The 15,972-nt window shown below is 73.6% G+C and carries 16 protein-coding genes; 5 read left to right on the top strand and 11 right to left on the bottom strand.

What is annotated here, in order from left to right; all coding sequences use genetic code 11:
- Positions 1-160 precede the first annotated feature (160 nt).
- Positions 161-673 carry an NUDIX domain-containing protein gene (locus tag IEY61_RS28335; RefSeq protein ID WP_189049817.1) on the top strand — a complete coding sequence of 171 codons (513 nt, stop codon included), beginning with the start codon at positions 161-163 and terminating at the stop codon, positions 671-673.
- Positions 674-678: 5 nt separating this feature from the next.
- Here IEY61_RS28335 and IEY61_RS28330 read toward each other — a convergent pair whose 3' ends face one another.
- The 3 genes from IEY61_RS28330 to IEY61_RS28320 all read right to left on the bottom strand — a co-directional run bounded on the left by IEY61_RS28330 (position 679) and on the right by IEY61_RS28320 (position 4,381).
- A complete protein-coding gene (locus IEY61_RS28330) occupies positions 679-1,635 on the bottom strand; it encodes a hypothetical protein (protein ID WP_229706520.1) in 957 nt (318 codons plus the stop codon).
- Complete coding sequence (locus tag IEY61_RS28325; RefSeq protein ID WP_189049813.1) at positions 1,632-2,747, bottom strand: transporter substrate-binding domain-containing protein; 1,116 nt, start codon at positions 2,745-2,747, stop codon at positions 1,632-1,634. The genes IEY61_RS28330 and IEY61_RS28325 overlap by 4 nt, the downstream gene beginning before the upstream one ends.
- Positions 2,748-2,854: 107 nt before the next feature.
- Positions 2,855-4,381 carry an MFS transporter gene (locus IEY61_RS28320; RefSeq protein WP_189049812.1) on the bottom strand — a complete coding sequence of 509 codons (1,527 nt, stop codon included), beginning with the start codon at positions 4,379-4,381 and terminating at the stop codon, positions 2,855-2,857.
- Between the two features lie 54 nt (positions 4,382-4,435).
- Here IEY61_RS28320 and soxR point away from each other — a divergent pair, with 54 nt between their 5' ends.
- Both soxR and IEY61_RS28310 read left to right on the top strand, forming a co-directional pair.
- The gene (gene soxR, locus IEY61_RS28315; RefSeq protein WP_189049810.1) at positions 4,436-4,957 is read left to right on the top strand and encodes a redox-sensitive transcriptional activator SoxR; all 522 of its coding nucleotides are present in this window, start codon (positions 4,436-4,438) and stop codon (positions 4,955-4,957) included.
- Positions 4,954-5,223 (top strand): glutaredoxin domain-containing protein, encoded by a 270-nt coding sequence (locus tag IEY61_RS28310; protein ID WP_189049808.1) that lies wholly within the window; start codon positions 4,954-4,956, stop codon positions 5,221-5,223. The genes soxR and IEY61_RS28310 overlap by 4 nt, the downstream gene beginning before the upstream one ends.
- 80 nt (positions 5,224-5,303) lie before the next feature.
- Here the strand turns inward: IEY61_RS28310 and IEY61_RS28305 are convergent, their stop codons facing one another.
- Both IEY61_RS28305 and IEY61_RS28300 read right to left on the bottom strand, forming a co-directional pair.
- Entirely contained in the window at positions 5,304-5,717 is a 414-nt protein-coding gene (locus IEY61_RS28305) for a type II toxin-antitoxin system Phd/YefM family antitoxin (RefSeq protein WP_189049806.1), read from the bottom strand.
- 84 nt (positions 5,718-5,801) lie between these two features.
- Entirely contained in the window at positions 5,802-8,579 is a 2,778-nt protein-coding gene (locus IEY61_RS28300) for a DEAD/DEAH box helicase (protein WP_189049804.1), read from the bottom strand.
- An 86-nt stretch (positions 8,580-8,665) separates the two neighbouring features.
- Between IEY61_RS28300 and IEY61_RS28295 the strand changes: the two genes are divergently transcribed.
- The gene (locus tag IEY61_RS28295; protein ID WP_229706519.1) at positions 8,666-9,418 is read left to right on the top strand and encodes an HAD family hydrolase; all 753 of its coding nucleotides are present in this window, start codon (positions 8,666-8,668) and stop codon (positions 9,416-9,418) included.
- Between the two features lie 137 nt (positions 9,419-9,555).
- Here the strand turns inward: IEY61_RS28295 and IEY61_RS28290 are convergent, their stop codons facing one another.
- From IEY61_RS28290 to IEY61_RS28265, 6 genes are all read right to left on the bottom strand, one after another.
- Complete coding sequence (locus IEY61_RS28290; RefSeq protein ID WP_189049802.1) at positions 9,556-10,497, bottom strand: diacylglycerol kinase; 942 nt, start codon at positions 10,495-10,497, stop codon at positions 9,556-9,558.
- Positions 10,498-10,618: 121 nt separating this feature from the next.
- Positions 10,619-11,569, bottom strand: a complete 951-nt coding sequence (gene tatC, locus IEY61_RS28285; protein WP_189049800.1) for a twin-arginine translocase subunit TatC — start codon at positions 11,567-11,569, stop codon at positions 10,619-10,621.
- Positions 11,570-11,587: 18 nt separating this feature from the next.
- Positions 11,588-11,872 (bottom strand): Sec-independent protein translocase subunit TatA, encoded by a 285-nt coding sequence (gene tatA, locus IEY61_RS28280; protein WP_189049798.1) that lies wholly within the window; start codon positions 11,870-11,872, stop codon positions 11,588-11,590.
- A 218-nt stretch (positions 11,873-12,090) separates the two neighbouring features.
- Positions 12,091-12,339, bottom strand: coding sequence for a hypothetical protein (locus IEY61_RS28275; protein WP_189049796.1), 249 nt, complete (start codon positions 12,337-12,339; stop codon positions 12,091-12,093).
- Between the two features lie 10 nt (positions 12,340-12,349).
- The gene (locus tag IEY61_RS28270) at positions 12,350-13,348 is read right to left on the bottom strand and encodes a helix-turn-helix transcriptional regulator (RefSeq protein WP_189049794.1); all 999 of its coding nucleotides are present in this window, start codon (positions 13,346-13,348) and stop codon (positions 12,350-12,352) included.
- Positions 13,345-14,334 carry a helix-turn-helix transcriptional regulator gene (locus tag IEY61_RS28265; RefSeq protein WP_189049792.1) on the bottom strand — a complete coding sequence of 330 codons (990 nt, stop codon included), beginning with the start codon at positions 14,332-14,334 and terminating at the stop codon, positions 13,345-13,347. Before IEY61_RS28265 ends, IEY61_RS28270 begins: the two co-directional genes overlap by 4 nt.
- A 220-nt stretch (positions 14,335-14,554) precedes the next feature.
- Between IEY61_RS28265 and IEY61_RS28260 the strand changes: the two genes are divergently transcribed.
- Positions 14,555-15,640, top strand: a complete 1,086-nt coding sequence (locus IEY61_RS28260) for a DUF3866 family protein (protein WP_189049790.1) — start codon at positions 14,555-14,557, stop codon at positions 15,638-15,640.
- Positions 15,641-15,972 lie beyond the last annotated feature (332 nt).

Raw genomic sequence — 15,972 nt, 5'->3', positions numbered from 1 at the left:
ACCGACGCCACCGTGACGGCGACGTGGTCCAGCAGGGCAACGGGATACATCGGTCAACCATAGCCCGCAACCCGGGGCGGGCCAATGGAGTATCCGCGATCGGACAGGCCGCCGACCGGGGCGGCCAGCGCCGGGCCGCCGACGGGTAGCGTGCAGCGGCATGACCCCGGTGGCGTACTCGCACTGCTCGTACTGTGGCACGGTTTATCCGGCGGAGGCGGGCTGGCCCCGGCTCTGCGTGGCCTGCGGCGAGACGGTCTGGCGCAATCCGCTGCCCGTCGCGGTGGCGCTGCTGCCGGTGCTCACCCCCTCCGGGCTCGGCGTGGTCGTGGTCCGCCGCGACATCGAACCCGCCCGCGGGCTGCTCGCGCTTCCCGGCGGCTTCATCGAGTACGGCGAGCAGTGGCGGGACGCGCTGGTCCGCGAACTGCAGGAGGAGACGGGGCTGCTGGCCGATCCGGCCGGCGCGGAACTGGTCGCGGTGCACAGCGCACCGGCCGGCGGCACCATGATGATCTTCGGGGAGCTGCCGGTACGCCCGATCGAGGAGCTACCGCCGTCGGCGCCCACGGCGGAGGCCACCGAGTGGCTGGTGCTGACCGAGCCCACCGAGCTGGCCTTCACCACCCACACCCAGGTGCTGGCCGACTTCTTCGCCCGCCGGACGAGCTGACCGGATCAAGGGGCGACCGGCACCAGGCCGGCGCAGCGCGGATCCGGCACGCCGACCGGCCGGCGCGGCATCATCCAGTCCAGGGCGGTGTCCTCCACCGGCCAGCCCGCCACCGTCACCCGGCTGGCCGGCATCCGGCTCGCGTTCGGGCACAGCACCTGAGCCCGAACCTCGTCATTGAGCAGGAAACGGACCTCCCCGGAGTGCTCCAGCACGATGGTCATCCGGTCCGTCACCGTCACCGCCTCGCCCAGGACCACCTCCCGGGTGACCGGTGCGCCGACCTCGACGGCCACCGCGGGCAGCAGCGGCACCCGCAGGAAGACCGCTCCGGCGAGCACCGGCACCAGCGCGCCGACCACGTAGACGAGCGTGCGGGTCAACGCCGGCGCGGCCCGCGCCGGCACCGGCCCGGTCAGCACCAGCGCGCCGGCCGGCGGAAGCGCCAGCAGCGCGGCGGTGGCCAGTTCGTCGTGCCGCAGGGCCGCCCAGATGGCCGGGCCCAACCAGGCGTAGCAGGCCGCGGCCACCAGCACCGGCAGGATCAGACCGGTGGTGACCAGCACCCGCGGCCGGTCCGGAAACCGGTTGCGGATGCGCAGGGCGACCAGCCACACCAGCAGCATCACCAGGGCCGGCAGGAACCGCAGCTGCCAGGTGAGGGCGGCCAGCGTGGCCGTCACCACCAGCACCCAGCTCGGCGTACGCGAGCTGGCGTACGCCACCAACGACCGGTCCGGATCGAACCGGTCAGGCGCGCTGACCTGCAACAGCTCGCCGAGCACCGCGAGCACCAGCAGCACCAGCGGCACCGCCCAGACCAGGGCGATGAGCAGGGCGCTGAGCAGCCCCAGCGGGCTGACGTACTGCACGAGCAGCAGCATCGTCGACATGTCCTGCCGGCTGAGCCGCCACAGCCGCAGCACCAGCAGCAGCACCGGGAAGGCGGGCAGCAGGGTCAACAGCCACTGCTGCGCCTGCCGCGCACCCGAGCGACGCCGGTTGGCGAGGCCGGCCGCGGTCGGTGCGGGTACGGCAGCGCGAACCTCTCCCACGGCCACTGCCGCACCTCCACCCTGTCCTCCGGCCCGGGCTCCGGCTGCCGGTCCACCGCGACCTGCTGCGGGTTGTTGGCAGGCTGCTCGGACCTGAGGTACCGGTCGAAGGCCGCCCGCCACCGTTCCCCGTCGGGACCGGTCGCCGACTCCTGCAGGGAGAGGTTGACCAGGTCACGCATCGCGGGGTTCGGGCTGGTGTTGACACCCCACAGCTCCGAGTTGTCGTCGCCGATGTCCCAGTGCCGCAGCTCCTGCACGCGTTTCAGCTTGGTCATCGGCGGCAGTTCGCCGGGCGGGCGCGGGCCCACGAAGCCGGCCAGGATCGCCGCGTCGGTGGTGACCGCGTCGACCGTGCCGTCGTACAGTTCCTGGACGCACTCGCTGATCCGGTTGCGGCCGCGCGCCTGCGCCCCCAGCTCGGTCAGATTCCGCTCCGAGGTCGACGTGGCGATGGTGCAGACCTTCCGCCCGGCGAGGTCACGCAGGCCGGTCACCGGACGGTCGTCCGACGCCCGCGTGATCACCGACTGCTCGGTCTCCAGGTACGGCGCGGAGAAGTTCACGCCCTGCTGCCGACGCAGCTCAGTGATGCTGTACGAGGCGACGACCAGGTCGACGGTGACGAAGCGACCGTCGGGGGCGCGGGCCTGCCGGCGGGCGCGATCCTCGCTCTCGATGGGCAGGAACTCCACCCGCGGCGCGTCGAAGCCCAGGTCGTCGGCGATCATGTAGGCGATCTCGATGTCGAAGCCCTCGAACGCGCCGTTCTCCAGTTGCTGCGACACCCCTGGCTGGTCGTCCTTGACCCCGATGAGCAGGGTCTGCTTGCCGGTCAGCCCGGCCCGCTCCCGCAACTGCTCGCGGCTCGGCGGGCCGGCCGCGGCGACCACCCGGATCACCACGACGACCACCACCACGAGCAGCACGAGCAGGGCGGCGAGGCGCAGCCGCCGGGCCCGGGAGGTGCCGGCCCGCCCCGGGGGCGGACCAGCGGCCGGTTCGCCGTACTCGCTCATCGCCACCCCCGTCTGCCGCCCACCGCGAGAGCCTCCATTGTGGCTGAGCGCGACCCGTAGCTGACACTCTGTGACGCAAGCGTGACCGGCCCGGCGGGGCCAGGCCGCTACCGGCGGGCACGGCCGAGGACGCTCATCACGAGCAGCGACGTGACCACCATCAGCACGGCGCTCGCCGCCGCCATGAGCTGGAATCCGTGGGTGAACGCCTCCCGGGCGGTGCCGAGCAGTTGGTCGCCGAGCCCTTCGGAAAGGCGACCGCTGGCCACCATCGCGGCGTTGAGGTTGTCCCGCGCGGCGGCCGCCGCGACGTCGGGGACGCCGGCGGGGACATCCACCGCCATGTCCTGCCGGTAGACCGCGGTGATGACGCTGCCCAGGATCGCGATGCCGAACGCCCCGCCGAGTTGTGGCGCCGTCGAGGAGATCGCCGCCGCCGCGCCGGCCCGCTGCGCAGGGGCGGCCCCGACGACCATGTCGGTGGCGAGGGCCATCATCGGCCCCAGACCGGCGGACACGACGATGGTCCCGGCCACCAGGGTGGCCAGCCCACCGACTTCCACCTGGGTGAGCACGCCGTATCCGACGGCGGCGACGGCCAGCCCCACCGCGGTGACCAACGCGGGACGGACCGTGCGGGCGATCCGCGGGGCCAGCGTGGATCCGACGATCACCCCGGCAGCGGACGGCGCGGTCCACATGCCCGCCGCGAGCGGCGACAAACCGTGCACCAGTTGCAGGTACTGCGCGACGGCGTAGTTGGATCCCCACAGGACGAAGATGCCGACCGCCAGTGTCGCCGCGGCGACACTGAACTCCCGGTTGACGAACAGCCGAAGGTCGATGAACGGATCGGCCTTGCCGCGCTGTCGCCACCCGAACACGACTGCGCAGGCCAGGCCCACCGCGACGGCAGCCAGCGAGGTCACGTGGGCACCCTCGGCGGCGATCCGCTTGAGCCCGTGGACCACCGGCAGCACCGCGGCCAGTGAGAGCAGGGCACTGACGATGTCCAGCCGGCCGGCGGCCGGGTCGCGGCGCTCGGGCAGCAGCCTCGGTCCGACCACCAACAGCAGCATCATCATCGGCACCCCGAGCAGGAACACTGAGCCCCACCAGAACCGCTCCAGCAGCCAACCACCGATCAGGGGGCCGATCGCGGTGCCGCCCGAGACGCTGGCGACGACGATCCCGATCGCCACCGCACGCTGGCGCGGCTGCCTGAACATGGCCGTCACCAGGGAGAGCGTGGCCGGCATCAGGGTCGAGCCGGCGACTCCCATCACCGCCCGGGCACCGATCAGCAGCTCGACCGTCGGGGCGTAGGCCGCGCCGATCGAGGCGACACCGTATCCGGCGGCCCCGATCAGCAGCAGGCGCCGGCGACCGATCCGGTCACCCCACACGCCCATGGTGATGAGGGATCCGGCGAGCAGGAACGCGTACACGTCGACGATCCACAACAGCTGCGTACTGCTCGCCGTCAGATCCGTGCCGATCGTGGGCAGCGCCAGGTGCGTCACGGTCAGTTCGAGGGATGCGAGCAGGGCCGGAAGGGCGAGCACCGCGAGACCGATCCACTCCCGCCGCCCGGCCACCCGCTCCAGCCGCACACCGGCCAGTTGTTTCGTCATGGGCCCGAGCGTGCAACCTCGACTATGGTCGAGGTCAAGTCATAGCATCTCGACATGACCAAGCCACCCTTCGATGCCAAGGAACTCACCGTCGGGCAACTCTCGGCACGCTCCGGCGTCGCCGTGACCGCGCTGCACTTCTACGAGGCGAAGGGGCTCATCAGCAGCCGCCGGACCACCGGGAACCAGCGTCGATACCCGCGCGACACCCTGCGCAGGGTCGCCCTCATCCGGGTCGCGCAACGGGTCGGGATACCGCTGCGGCTGGTCGCCGAGACCCTGGCAGCGCTCCCGGAGGGTCGCACCCCGACCCGAGACGACTGGGCCCGTCTGTCGGCAAGTTGGCGTGCCGACCTCGACACCCGCATCGACCAGCTGACCCGCCTCCGCGACGACCTTTCCGACTGCATCGGCTGCGGCTGTCTCTCCATCAACACCTGCGCCCTGCGTAACCCCGATGACCGGCTCGGGGACGATGGCAGCGGCCCACGCCGCCTGCTGACCGGCCGGCGCCCGGCGGAGGTCACCGCCGTCGACGATCGCGCCCGCAACCCCACCGATCGGAGCACCCGATGAGCAACGACACTTCCGACCAGCCAGCGGTCACCGTCTACACCCGGCCCGGCTGTCCGTACTGCTTCCTCCTGCGCCGGAAGCTGCGGCGGCGCAAGGTCACGTTCACCGAGGTGGACATCTGGCAGGACCCGGCCGCAGCGGCAGCCGTCCGGGCCGTCGCCGACGGCAACGAGACCGTACCCACCGTCCACGTCGCCGGACAGTGGCTGGTCAATCCGCCCGCCGCACGTGTGGCAGAACTCGCCCGGCGCACCGCTGATCCCTAAGGGCGGGCACGCTCCGGCCCCGACCCGCCGTCGGCCCGGCGCGCCAGGCGGCAGGTCGGATGGTGCCGTGGGCGGCAGGGTCAGTCGGCGAGCAGGTCGGCGTGGGCCGCGCGTAGCCGGGCCAGCGCCGGATCGCTGCCCGGGGCAAAGCGCCGATCCAGCTCGGCCCACAGCTCGGCGAGCGCCGCGGTCACCGCGCGCAGCTCGGCGGCGTGACGGCGGGCGCTCTGCTCACGCTGGGCCTCCAGGCGCCGGGACCAGCCGGCGGTGACCTCGGTGAGACGGTCGGCGTCGGCGCGGGCCTGGGCGGCGGTGCGGACCACACCGGCCGGCACGATCGCGGCGACCGGCCGCGGATCACCGTCGCGGGTGACCACGGTGACGGTGTCGGTCAGCTCCGCCATCGCGACGAGCTGACTCAGTCGGGTGCGCGCCTCGCGCAGGGGCAGCGAGCGCGGCGGGACGTTTCGCGGGGTGAGGGCGGGGACGGCCATGAATACATCCTGAGTACCGGGTACGACACTTTCCGCAACCGGTCGTGGCCCGAGCAGTGCCGCTCGGGCCACCGTGGCTGCCGGTCAGGCCGGCGAGTGGTAGGCCAGCACGCCCCGGTTCACCGCGCCGATCGCCTGCCGGGCGGTGGCCCGCAACTCGGTCGAGGCGCCGCCCGAGTCGGCCACCTGGCCGAGCAGGTCCACCACCTGCCGGGCCCACCGGACGAAGTCGCCGGCCGGCATCTCGCCGTCGAACTCGTGCCCGCTGGCCAGCACCTTCGCCAACGCCTCGCCCCGGGCCCAGCGGTAGACCGGCCAGGCGAAGCCCAGGTCCGGCTCGCGGGTGACGGCCAAACCCCGGGACGCCTCGTCGGCCTCGATCTCACTCCACAGCTTCAGCGTCGCGTCGACCGCCTCGGCGACCGCGCCGCGCGGCAGCGACGCCCGCTCGTCGACGTCGCGGCGGGCCTCGAAGACCACCACGGAGACGGCGGAGGCCAACTCGGCCGGGGACAGGCCGTCCCAGACGCCCCGGCGCAGGCACTCCGCCACGAGCAGGTCGGCCTCGGTCCAGATCCGCCCGAGCATCCGGCCGGCGTCGGTCACCGCGCCCTCGGTGGTGAGATAGCCGCGGGCGGTCAGCAGCGCGACGATCCGGTCGAAGGTACGCGCCAGCGACCCCGTCCGGCCCGCCACCCGCTCGCGCAGTTCCTCGGTGTCCCGCTCCAGCCGGCGGCGCCGCTCCGCCCACCGGGCGTGCTCCTCCCGCTCCGGGCAGGCATGGCACGGGTGCCGCCGCAGCTCGGCCCGGAGCTGGGTGATCTGGTCGTCCTCCCCCGACCGCCGGCCCCGGGAGCCCCGGCGGCTGTGCCGGTCCAGGCCGGTGCCGCTGACCTGCGCCGCCAGGTCTCGTCGGGCCGCCGGGTTACGGGGGTTGAAGTGCTTCGGCACCCGGATGCGGGCCAGCACCTCCGCCGGGGCGGTGAAGTCGGCGGGACTGACCCGCCCGGCCCACCGGTCCTGGGTCAACACCAACGGACGGGGCTCGCTGAAGCCACCGGCCGCCGGGTCGAGCACCACGGCCAAGCCGGCCCGCCGCCCGGACGGAACCCGGATGACGTCACCCACGCGCAGCCGCTCCAGCGACGCCACCGCCGCGGCCCGGCGCTGGCTCTGCCCCTGCCGGGCCAGCGCCCGCTCCCGGTCGGCGATGGCCACCCGCAGCGCGAAGTACTCGTCGAAGTCACCGTGGTGGCAGGCCGCCTCCACCCCGTACGCCTCGAGGGTCTCGGTGTTGCGCTGCACCTGCCGGGCCAGGCCGACCACCGACCGGTCCGCCTGGAACTGCGCGAACGACGACTCCAGCAACGCCCGGGCCGGCTCCGCGCCCACGCTGCCGACCAGGTTCACCGCCATGTTGTACGAGGGCCGGAAGCTGGACCGCAGCGGGTACGTGCGGGTGGAGGCGAGACCGGCCACGTGCCGCGGATCGGTCTCCGGGGACCACACCACCACGGCGTGCCCCTCGACGTCGATGCCCCGGCGCCCGGCCCGCCCGGTGAGTTGGGTGTACTCCCCCGGCGTCAGGTCGACGTGCGCCTCGCCGTTGTACTTGACCAGGCGTTCCAGCACCACGCAGCGGGCCGGCATGTTGATGCCCAGGGCGAGGGTCTCGGTGGCGAAGACCGCCTTGACCAGCCCGCGGACGAACAGCTCCTCGACGACCTCCTTGAAGGCCGGCAGCATCCCGGCGTGGTGCGCGGCCAGCCCGCGCTCCAGCCCGTCGAGCCACTCCCAGTAGCCCAGCACCGACAGGTCCTCACCCGGGATGGCCGTCACCCGGGACTCCACCACCCGACGGATCTCCGTACGTTCCTCGGGCGAGGTCAGCCGCAGCCCGGCCGCCAGGCACTGCTGCACCGCCGCGTCGCAGCCGGCCCGACTGAAGATGAACAGGATCGCCGGCAGCAGCCCCTCGCGGTCCAGCCGGGCGACGATGTCCGGCCGCGACGGCCCGCGCCAGCGTGGCCCCCGGCGCCCGCCCCAGCCGGCGGCGCGCCCCTCCCCCAGATCGAGGCGGCGCATCGTCTCCCGGGTGTAGCGCAGCAACTCCGGGTGCACGTCGTGCTTGCGGGCGGCGTCGGCGTCGTGGAACAGGTCGAACATCCGCTTGCCGACCAGCATGTGCTGCCACAGCGGCACCGGCCGGTGCTCGCTGACCACCACCGTGGTCTCGCCGCGCACCGTGATCAGCCAGTCCGCGAACTCCTCCGCGTTGGACACCGTCGCCGACAGCGACACCAGCGTCACCGAGGCGGGCAGGTGGATGATGACCTCCTCCCACACTCCGCCCCGGAACCGGTCGGCCAGGTAGTGCACCTCGTCCATCACCACGTACGCCAGGCCCTCGAGGGTGGCCGAGCCGGCGTAGAGCATGTTGCGCAGCACCTCGGTGGTCATCACCACCACCGGGGCGTCGCCGTTGATGGCGTTGTCGCCGGTCAGCAGCCCCACCTGGTCGGCGCCGTAGCGGTCGACCAGGTCGTGGTACTTCTGGTTCGACAACGCCTTGATCGGGGTGGTGTAGAAGCACTTGCGGCGGGCGCCGTCGGCCGGCGCCGGCCGCCCGGGGGCACCGCGCAGCGCCAGGTGTACGGCGAACTCGCCGACCACGGTCTTGCCGGCACCGGTCGGGGCGCACACCAGCACGCCGCTGCCCCGCTCCAGGGCCTGGCACGCCTCCCGCTGGAAGTCGTCGAGGTCGAACCCCACATCGGAGGTGAATTCTTCCAGCGCCGGAAACTGTGCGACCTGGGCGGCCCGGCGGCGCGCCGCGGCATACCGCTCGGCGGGGCTCGACATGCCACCAAGATTAGTGCGTGCCGTCGGCGGCCACCCGGCAAGGCCGTCCGCCAAGGCGACCGGAGCGGGTCGGTAGGGTGCACGACGTGCCGGATCATGCCGAACCGACCGACGCAGTACGCGGCGCCGCCCAGCCGGGCCCGTCCCGCCGGCCCGTGCAGGCGGTGCTGCTCGACTTCCACGGCACGCTCGCCCAGGTGGAGGAGCCCCGCGACTGGGTGCTGGCCGCCGCGGCGACGTGCGGCGTACAACTGGACCGGGTCCGGGCCACCGCGCTGGCCGACCGGCTGCTCACCGCCGGCCGGGCCGGTGGGCCGTTGCCCGCCCGGGTGCCGCCCGGGCTGGCCGAGTTGTGGGCCGACCGGGACCTCTACGAGCACGCCCACCGGGGCGCGTACACCGGGCTGGCCGCGACGATCGACGCCGGTATCGACGGCTTCGCCGAGGCGCTCTACGAGCGGGTGCTGGTGCCGGCGGGATGGATGCCCTACCCGGACACGAAGCCCACCCTGACCGCGCTGCGCCAGGCCGGAGTGCGGGTGGCCGTGGTCAGCAACATCGGCTTCGACATCCGGCCGTTCTTCGACGCCTGGGGCATGGCCGACCTGGTGGACGCCTTCGTCCTGTCATACGAGGTGGGCCGCTGCAAGCCGGACCCGGCGATCTTCTGGCGGGCCTGCGGCATGCTCGGCGTCGACCCGGAGCAGACGCTGATGGTCGGCGACACCCCCGCCGACGCCGGTGCCGTGGCGGCCGGCTGCGCCGCCCTGATCCTGCCCGCCGCCTCCCCGGGCCGTCCCAACGGCCTCGGCTCCATCCTCGACCTGACCCATCCCTGACCCCAAGCCCCAAACCCCACCCTTCTCCCGCTCGCGATCTTGCACTTTTGGTCGCCGGTACGGGCGGTTCGCGGCTTACGCCCCGACGAGAACTGCAAGATCGGCGGGCGAGAGGGCGGGCAGGGGCAGGGGCGGGGTCAGCGGAGGAGGTGGAGGGCGGCGGGGGTGGCGGTGATGGTCACCGGGAGGGTGAGGGAGCGTTCGCCGTCGGCGTAGGTGGTGATACCAGCGGCGGCGACGGTCACGGTGCGGGCGCGGTAGGTGCGCACCAGCGGGTGGGTGACGTGGGTGCCGGCGTAGATGCGCGGCTTGACCCGGATCAGCGTGCGCCGGTCGAACCGGCCGCCGACCACCACGTCGAGCAGCCCGTCGGTCGGGTCCGCGTCCGGGCAGATCCGCATGCCGCCGCCGTAGCTGGCGCAGTTGCCAACCGCCACCAGCACCGCGTCGACCTCGAGCCGCTCGCCGTCGAGGGTGAGAATGTACCGGCGCGGGCGCAGCCGGGCCAGCTCCGCCAGGATCGCCAGGTCGTAGCGGCGGGGGCCACGTGGCCAGCGCATCCGGTTGGCCCGCTCGTTGACGATGGCGTCGAAGCCGGCCGCGAGCACCGCCCCGTACCAACGGGCCGTGCCGTCGGCGCCGGTCATCCGGGCCAGGTCGACCGGCCGGCTACGTCCCTGCCGCAGCGCCGCCGCGATGACCTCCACCGCCGCCCGTGGCTCAGCCGGGAAGCCGGTCTCCACGGCGAAGTCGTTGCCGGTGCCGGCCGGGACCGGCCCGAACGGAACGTTGGTGCTGGCGACCGCCTGCATCGCCCGGTGCACCGTACCGTCGCCGCCCACCGCGATCAGCGCGCCGGCGCCCTCGGCGACGGCGGCGCGGCAGGCCGCCTCCGCCTCGTCCGCGCTGCCCGCGGTCAGCAGCCGCACCGGCCGCCCGGCGCTCGAGAGCCGCTCCAGCAGGTCCGGCAGCAGTCCCCGGTGCCGGCCGCGCCCGGCGGTCGGGTTGGCCAGCACGGCGACGGGTCCGTCGGCCGGCACACCAGCGGAGAGATGATCGTCTGCGGTCACGGCGAGCACGCTACCCGCCGGCCCGCCGGCCCTGTCCAGTTGGCGGAAGGATGAATTTCCGCGCGCGTGGGGCTGCCGTACCGGCGAACGCCGCCCTCGGCGGGGCGGCGTTCGGCACAGTCGGGACCGGTCAGGTCACGTCGTCGTAGCGACGCTCGATCGGTTTGGGAGCCGGCACCGGTTCCGGGGCGTCGATCAGGCCGGCGCTGTCGACCGGCTGCCCCGCCTTCACCGGCTCCCGGTCGAACTCCAGCGGGGAGGCCGTGTCGTCGTCGATGCCGGCGTAGATCTCCTTGCCGCGTCCCTTGCGCTTGTCGTTGAGGAACGCCACCCCGACCGCGATGAAGTAGAGCAGGCACAGGCAGAGCGCCAGCAGCGTCATGCCGAACGGGCCCGGGTCCGGGGTGGCCACCGCCGCGAACGCGAAACAGATGAAGACCACGACCCGCCACCAGCTGAGCAGCCGCCGGGCGCTCACCACCCCGGTGAAGTTGAGCATCAGCAGGGTGAGCGGAAACTCGAACGCCACCCCGAACAGCAGGATCATGGTGGTGACGAAGGAGATGTAGCGGGTGACCTCGAGCTGCGAGTCGGTGCCGGTGACCCCGGCGTCCAGCAGGAACGCCAGACCCTTGTCCACGACGAAGAAGGCGAGCACCGCGCCGGCCGCGAACAGGGGCGCCGCGATCGCGACGAAGACGTACGCCCACTTGCGCTCGCTGCGGTGCAGCCCGGGGGCGATGAACGCCCACAGCTGGTAGAGCCAGACCGGGGCGCCGAGGATCAACCCGATCCAGAGCGCCAGCTTGAGCTTGAGGATGAAGCCGTCGGCGGGAGCGAGCATCAGGAACTTCTGGCACTCGCCGTCGACCATCATGCCGGGCAGTCGGCAGTACGGCTGACTCAGCAGGTCGAACGCCGGCTGGGCGAACAGGAATCCGCCGATCAGCCCGACCACGATCGCCAGCGACGCCCGGAACAACCGGGTGCGCAGCTCGCGGAAGTGCTCGACGAGCGTCATCGAGCCGTCGGCGGCCCGCTCGAAGTTGCTTGAAGCACGCTTACGGAGACCGAAGGCCACGGTGGTCGGGCCCCTCGCTCAGTTGTCGCGGACGCGCTGCACCGGGTCGACGACCGGCTGCTGCACCGTGCCCTGGTACGGCTGCTGCTGCGCCTGCTGCGGCGGGAGAGGCTGGTAGCCGGACTGCGCGTCCGCCTTCTCGGCGAGGTCGCGGTCGTCGTCGGCCAGGCTCTTGGTCTCGGCCTTGATGATGCGCAGCGAGCGGCCCAGGGAACGCGCCGCGTCGGGGAGCCGTTTCGCGCCGAAGAGCAGGATCAGCACGACCACGAGTACGGCGATGTGCCAGGGCCTGAGGGCACCCATGTGAAGCTCCAGTCGGTTGTGCCAACGGGGTGTTCCGCAGCCCATCGTACGTGTGCCCAGGGCCGTTGCCACCCGCCGGAACCGTGGTGGCCGGTACCGGTGGGTGAAGTCTTGACCAATCGCGCGCGTCCCGTCAACCGGTCTGGTGGATCTTCATGGCCGAAACCGGACCGCATCGCCTGGTCAGCCGGCGGTCGCCGGCCCGACCGAGCCGGCAGTCAGCCGCCGCGCCGGGCGCGGATCAGGGTGAGCTGCTGCTCGGTGGTCGCCAGCCGGCCCTGCAATCCTTCGGCCTGCTGCTGGAGGCTCTCCGCGGCCGCGCGCAGCGCGGCCGCCTCGTCGGCCCGTCGGTGCAGCCCGAGCACCGCCCGGCGCAGCTGGGGCAGCCGCGCCAGCACGGGTCGGACCGCCAGCACGAGCACGACCAACGGCACCAGCACCAGCGCGAGCACGATCCACTTCAGCACGGCCGCCAGCCTACTGCCTGAGCGTGGCGGCCGCCGGGTCCACGCCGGTCGGCTCCGGCGTCGCGTACGCGTCGAGCGCCGCCGCCGCCGCGTCCCGGACCTGGTCGGCCAGCTCCGCCGGGGCGACGACGGTGACGTCCGGGCCGAGACCGAGCACGAACCGCCGAGCCCAGTTGAGATCCGTGACCCGCAGCGAGACCAGCCACCGCTCGCCGTCGGACTCCACCTGCTCACAGGGGTAGTACTCGGTGATCCAGCGCTCGCCCCGGCCGATCCGCAGCGTGATCAACGGCAGGTCCGACGAGGGCCGGAACACCCCCTCGCTCAGGTCCTGCGGGCGGGCCTGCGGCGGCACCACGGCCGGCTCGTCCAACTCGGTGACGGCGTCGATCCGGTCGGCCCGGAACAGCCGCACCGCCTCGGCCCGTCGGCACCACGCCTCCACGTACGTCCGGCCGCCGACCAACAGCACCCGCAGCGGATCGATCACCCGCTCGGTGGTCTCGTCCCGGGCCACCGTGTAGTAGGTGATCCGCAACGCCCGACCACCCTCCACCGCGGCGCGCAACTGCTCCACCCGGCCGGCGTCGCCCGGCAGCCGCACCTCCACCGGCGCGGCGACCAGGTCACCGGCCGCGTCCTCGATTTTCGCGAGGGCCCGCTCGACGGCCTCCCGGTTCGCCACGCCCGGCGCCTCGGCCAACATCCGCAACGCTACCGCCAGGGCGAGCGCCTCGTCCGGGGTGAGCCGCAGCGGCCGGTCGATGCCGGCGTCGTAGGTGATGGTCACCCGGTCGCCGTCGAAGGCCATGTCGATCAGGTCACCCGGGCCGTAGCCGGGCAGCCCGCACACCCACAACAACTCCAGGTCCTCGCGCAGCTGCCGCTCGGTGACGCCCAGGTCGCCGGCCGCCTCGGCGATCTCGATCCCCGGTCGGGCGAGCAGGTACGGCACCAGGTTGAGCAGCCGGGCCAGCCGGTCGGCGGAGGTACGCGACTGCGCCCTCATCGGACCGCCGCCAGGGCGTCGTGCCGGGTGGCGATCTCCTTGAGCCGTTGGATGACCGCCTCGCGTACCTCTGGTGGGTCGAGCACCCGCACGTCGGGGCCGTAACCCACGAGATGCCGGGCGAGGGAGCAGGCGTCGGCGTACGGCAGGACGAGCCGATCCGCCTCCGGCCGGGCGGTGACCTCCACCGCCCAGCGGCGCAGCCCGGCGGCCCGTCCCGGAGCGACCAGCACGGTCGCCCGGCCGGCGCGCTCGACCGGGCCGGACCAGCGGGCCACATGGCTGATCAGGTCGACTCCGACCGGCGGCTGGTAACCGCCGGCCGCGCCGGTGACCCGGACCGGGCCGACCACCCGGGACAGCCGGAAGCAGCGGGTGGAGTCGCGGTCCAGGTCGTGGCCGACCACGTACCACCGGCCCCGCCAGCAGACCACACCCCACGGTTGCAGCCGGCGCCCGTCGGGCGCGTCCCGGTCCGGCACCCGGTAGTCGAAGCGCACCTCACGCCGGTCGCGGGCGGCAGCGGTCAGCGGCGCGAACGCCGGGTCGACCGTGACCATCGGCTCCAGGCCGAGCGTGGCCTGCGGATCCACGTCCACCCCGGCGGCGCGCAGCTTCGCCAGCCCGGAGGACGCGGCGGCGGCGAGCCCGGCGTGCTGCCACAGCCGCGCGGCGATGCCGACCGCGGCGGCCTCGTCCGGCTTGAGCGGGATGTCGGGTAGCGCGTACTCCCGGCGGGCGATCCGGTAGCCGGGCTCGACGTCGAAGGCGCTCGCCGTCCCCGTCTCCAGCGGCACGCCGAGTTCCCGCAGCTCCGCCTTGTCCCGTTCGAACTTGCGCTGGAACGCCTCGTGCTCACGGGCGTCGTCCGGGTCGTGCTCGTAACCGGGCACGGTCGCGGCGATCTGCGCGGCGGTCAGGAACCGCCGCGTGGACAGCAGGCAGATCACCAGGTTGACCAGGCGTTCGGTGCGACTGCGCGACACCCCGTAGACGCTAGCAGCCGCGCCATCCCCCACACGCACCCGCGCCGGCCCTCCAACCCACGCCCCCATCCAACCCCGCCGATCTTGCACTTTCGGTCGCCGAAATGCCCTCTCTGATCGTTTTTGTGCCGACAAAAGTGCAAGATCGGCGAGGGTGACCGGGGGCGGCACGGCACCCGGCGCGGCACCCCGGTGGGGTGGGGGGCTAGCGTGGCGGGTCGTGGTGCGATGGCGGGTGGGGACGGTGGCGGGACTGCGGCGGCGATGGGCCGGGGCGGTCGAACTGGACGTCGAAGTCGCCGGGGGCGGCACGATGCGGGCCCTGGCATATCCGGAACTGGTCGGCGAGCCCGAAGCCGGCGACCGGGTGCTGCTCAACGTCGGCGCGCTGCTGATGGGTCTGGGCACCGGCGGGTACGCGCTGGTCGTCGCGCTGCCCGACCGGCTGCCGCCGGATCCGCCGCAGACCCTCGACTCCCGCGACGCCGGTCACCTGGTCAAGGCCCGCTACACCCCGCTACAGCCGATCCTGCTCGGCGTCGACGAGCCGGCCTCGCCGCACCACCAGGCACTGGCCGCCGCCGAAGACCTCGCCGGCCTGCCGGTGGTGACCGCCGACCTGCACTCGGCGCTGCCGGCGATCCTGGCCGGGATCCTCGCCGACGCCCCGCACGCCCGGGTGGCGTACCTGCTCACCGACGGTGGGGCGCTGCCCGCCTGGTTCTCCCGCACCCTGGCCGGCCTACGCGACGAACTGGCCGGCACGATCAGCGTCGGGCAGGCGTTCGGCGGCGACCTGGAAGCCTCCACGCTGCACAGCGGCCTGCTCGCGGCCCGGCACGTGCTGCACGCCGACGTGGCGGTGGTGGCGCAAGGCCCCGGCAACCTCGGCACCGGCACCCGCTGGGGCTTCTCCGGGGTGGCCGTCGGCGAGGCGGTCAACGCCGTCGCCACGCTGGGTGGGCGGCCGGTCGGCTCGCTGCGGATCTCCGCCGCCGACCCGCGCCCGCGGCACCGGGGCGTGTCGCACCACAGCCTGACCGCGTACGGCCGGGTGGCGCTGGCCCGCGCGGAGCTGGTGGTGCCCGACGGCCTGGACCCGGCGCTGGCCGCCGACGTCGACGCCGCGCTGGCACCGCTGGCCGGACGGCACGCCGTGCTCCGGGTGGACACCGCCGGCCTGGACGCGGCGCTGCGCCGCAGCCCGGTGCCGCTGTCGACGATGGGCCGCGGGCTGGACGCCGACCACGCCTACTTCCTGGCCGCCGCCGCGGCCGGCCGGCACGCCGCGAGCCTGCTGGCCTGAGCCACTGCGGCGGTCCGGTGAGCCGGACCCGTCGTCACCACCGGTTCGGCGCGAGACGGGACAGCGGGCACCGGCGGCGGCCGCTCCTCGGACGGCACGCGCAGGCGCAGCGGGCTGGCGGCTCGTCGAGGCTCAGGCCCCTTGACGTTCTCCCCGCCCTGAAGGGCGGGGATTCCCTCCGCGCTGCGCGCAGAACGGCGCGCACCGCCCGGGCGGATTCCTGCTTCACGGCGCGGTGCCGGCACGGGTGCCGGTCTTACCTGCGCTCCACAGGCGTTTGGGCTCTCGGCGCGTCCCGCCGCGAGCACGTTGACGGCCGCGTTGATGTCCCG

It is taken from the genome of Micromonospora sonchi (genome assembly GCF_014646235.1).
In the GTDB taxonomy this organism is placed as follows: domain Bacteria; phylum Actinomycetota; class Actinomycetes; order Mycobacteriales; family Micromonosporaceae; genus Micromonospora; species Micromonospora sonchi.
This window is presented reverse-complemented; position numbering and strand designations above follow the sequence as displayed.

Bases quoted from the DNA above. Each gene is read 5' to 3' on its own strand.
- IEY61_RS28335 (WP_189049817.1), top strand. From the start codon at position 161: ATGACCCCGGTGGCGTACTCGCACTGCTCGTACTGTGGCACGGTTTAT.
- IEY61_RS28325 (WP_189049813.1), bottom strand. From the start codon at position 2,747: ATGAGCGAGTACGGCGAACCGGCCGCTGGTCCGCCCCCGGGGCGGGCC.
- IEY61_RS28320 (WP_189049812.1), bottom strand. From the start codon at position 4,381: ATGACGAAACAACTGGCCGGTGTGCGGCTGGAGCGGGTGGCCGGGCGG.
- soxR (WP_189049810.1), top strand. From the start codon at position 4,436: ATGACCAAGCCACCCTTCGATGCCAAGGAACTCACCGTCGGGCAACTC.
- IEY61_RS28310 (WP_189049808.1), top strand. From the start codon at position 4,954: ATGAGCAACGACACTTCCGACCAGCCAGCGGTCACCGTCTACACCCGG.
- IEY61_RS28305 (WP_189049806.1), bottom strand. From the start codon at position 5,717: ATGGCCGTCCCCGCCCTCACCCCGCGAAACGTCCCGCCGCGCTCGCTG.
- IEY61_RS28300 (WP_189049804.1), bottom strand. From the start codon at position 8,579: ATGTCGAGCCCCGCCGAGCGGTATGCCGCGGCGCGCCGCCGGGCCGCC.
- tatA (WP_189049798.1), bottom strand. From the start codon at position 11,872: ATGGGTGCCCTCAGGCCCTGGCACATCGCCGTACTCGTGGTCGTGCTG.
- IEY61_RS28270 (WP_189049794.1), bottom strand. From the start codon at position 13,348: ATGAGGGCGCAGTCGCGTACCTCCGCCGACCGGCTGGCCCGGCTGCTC.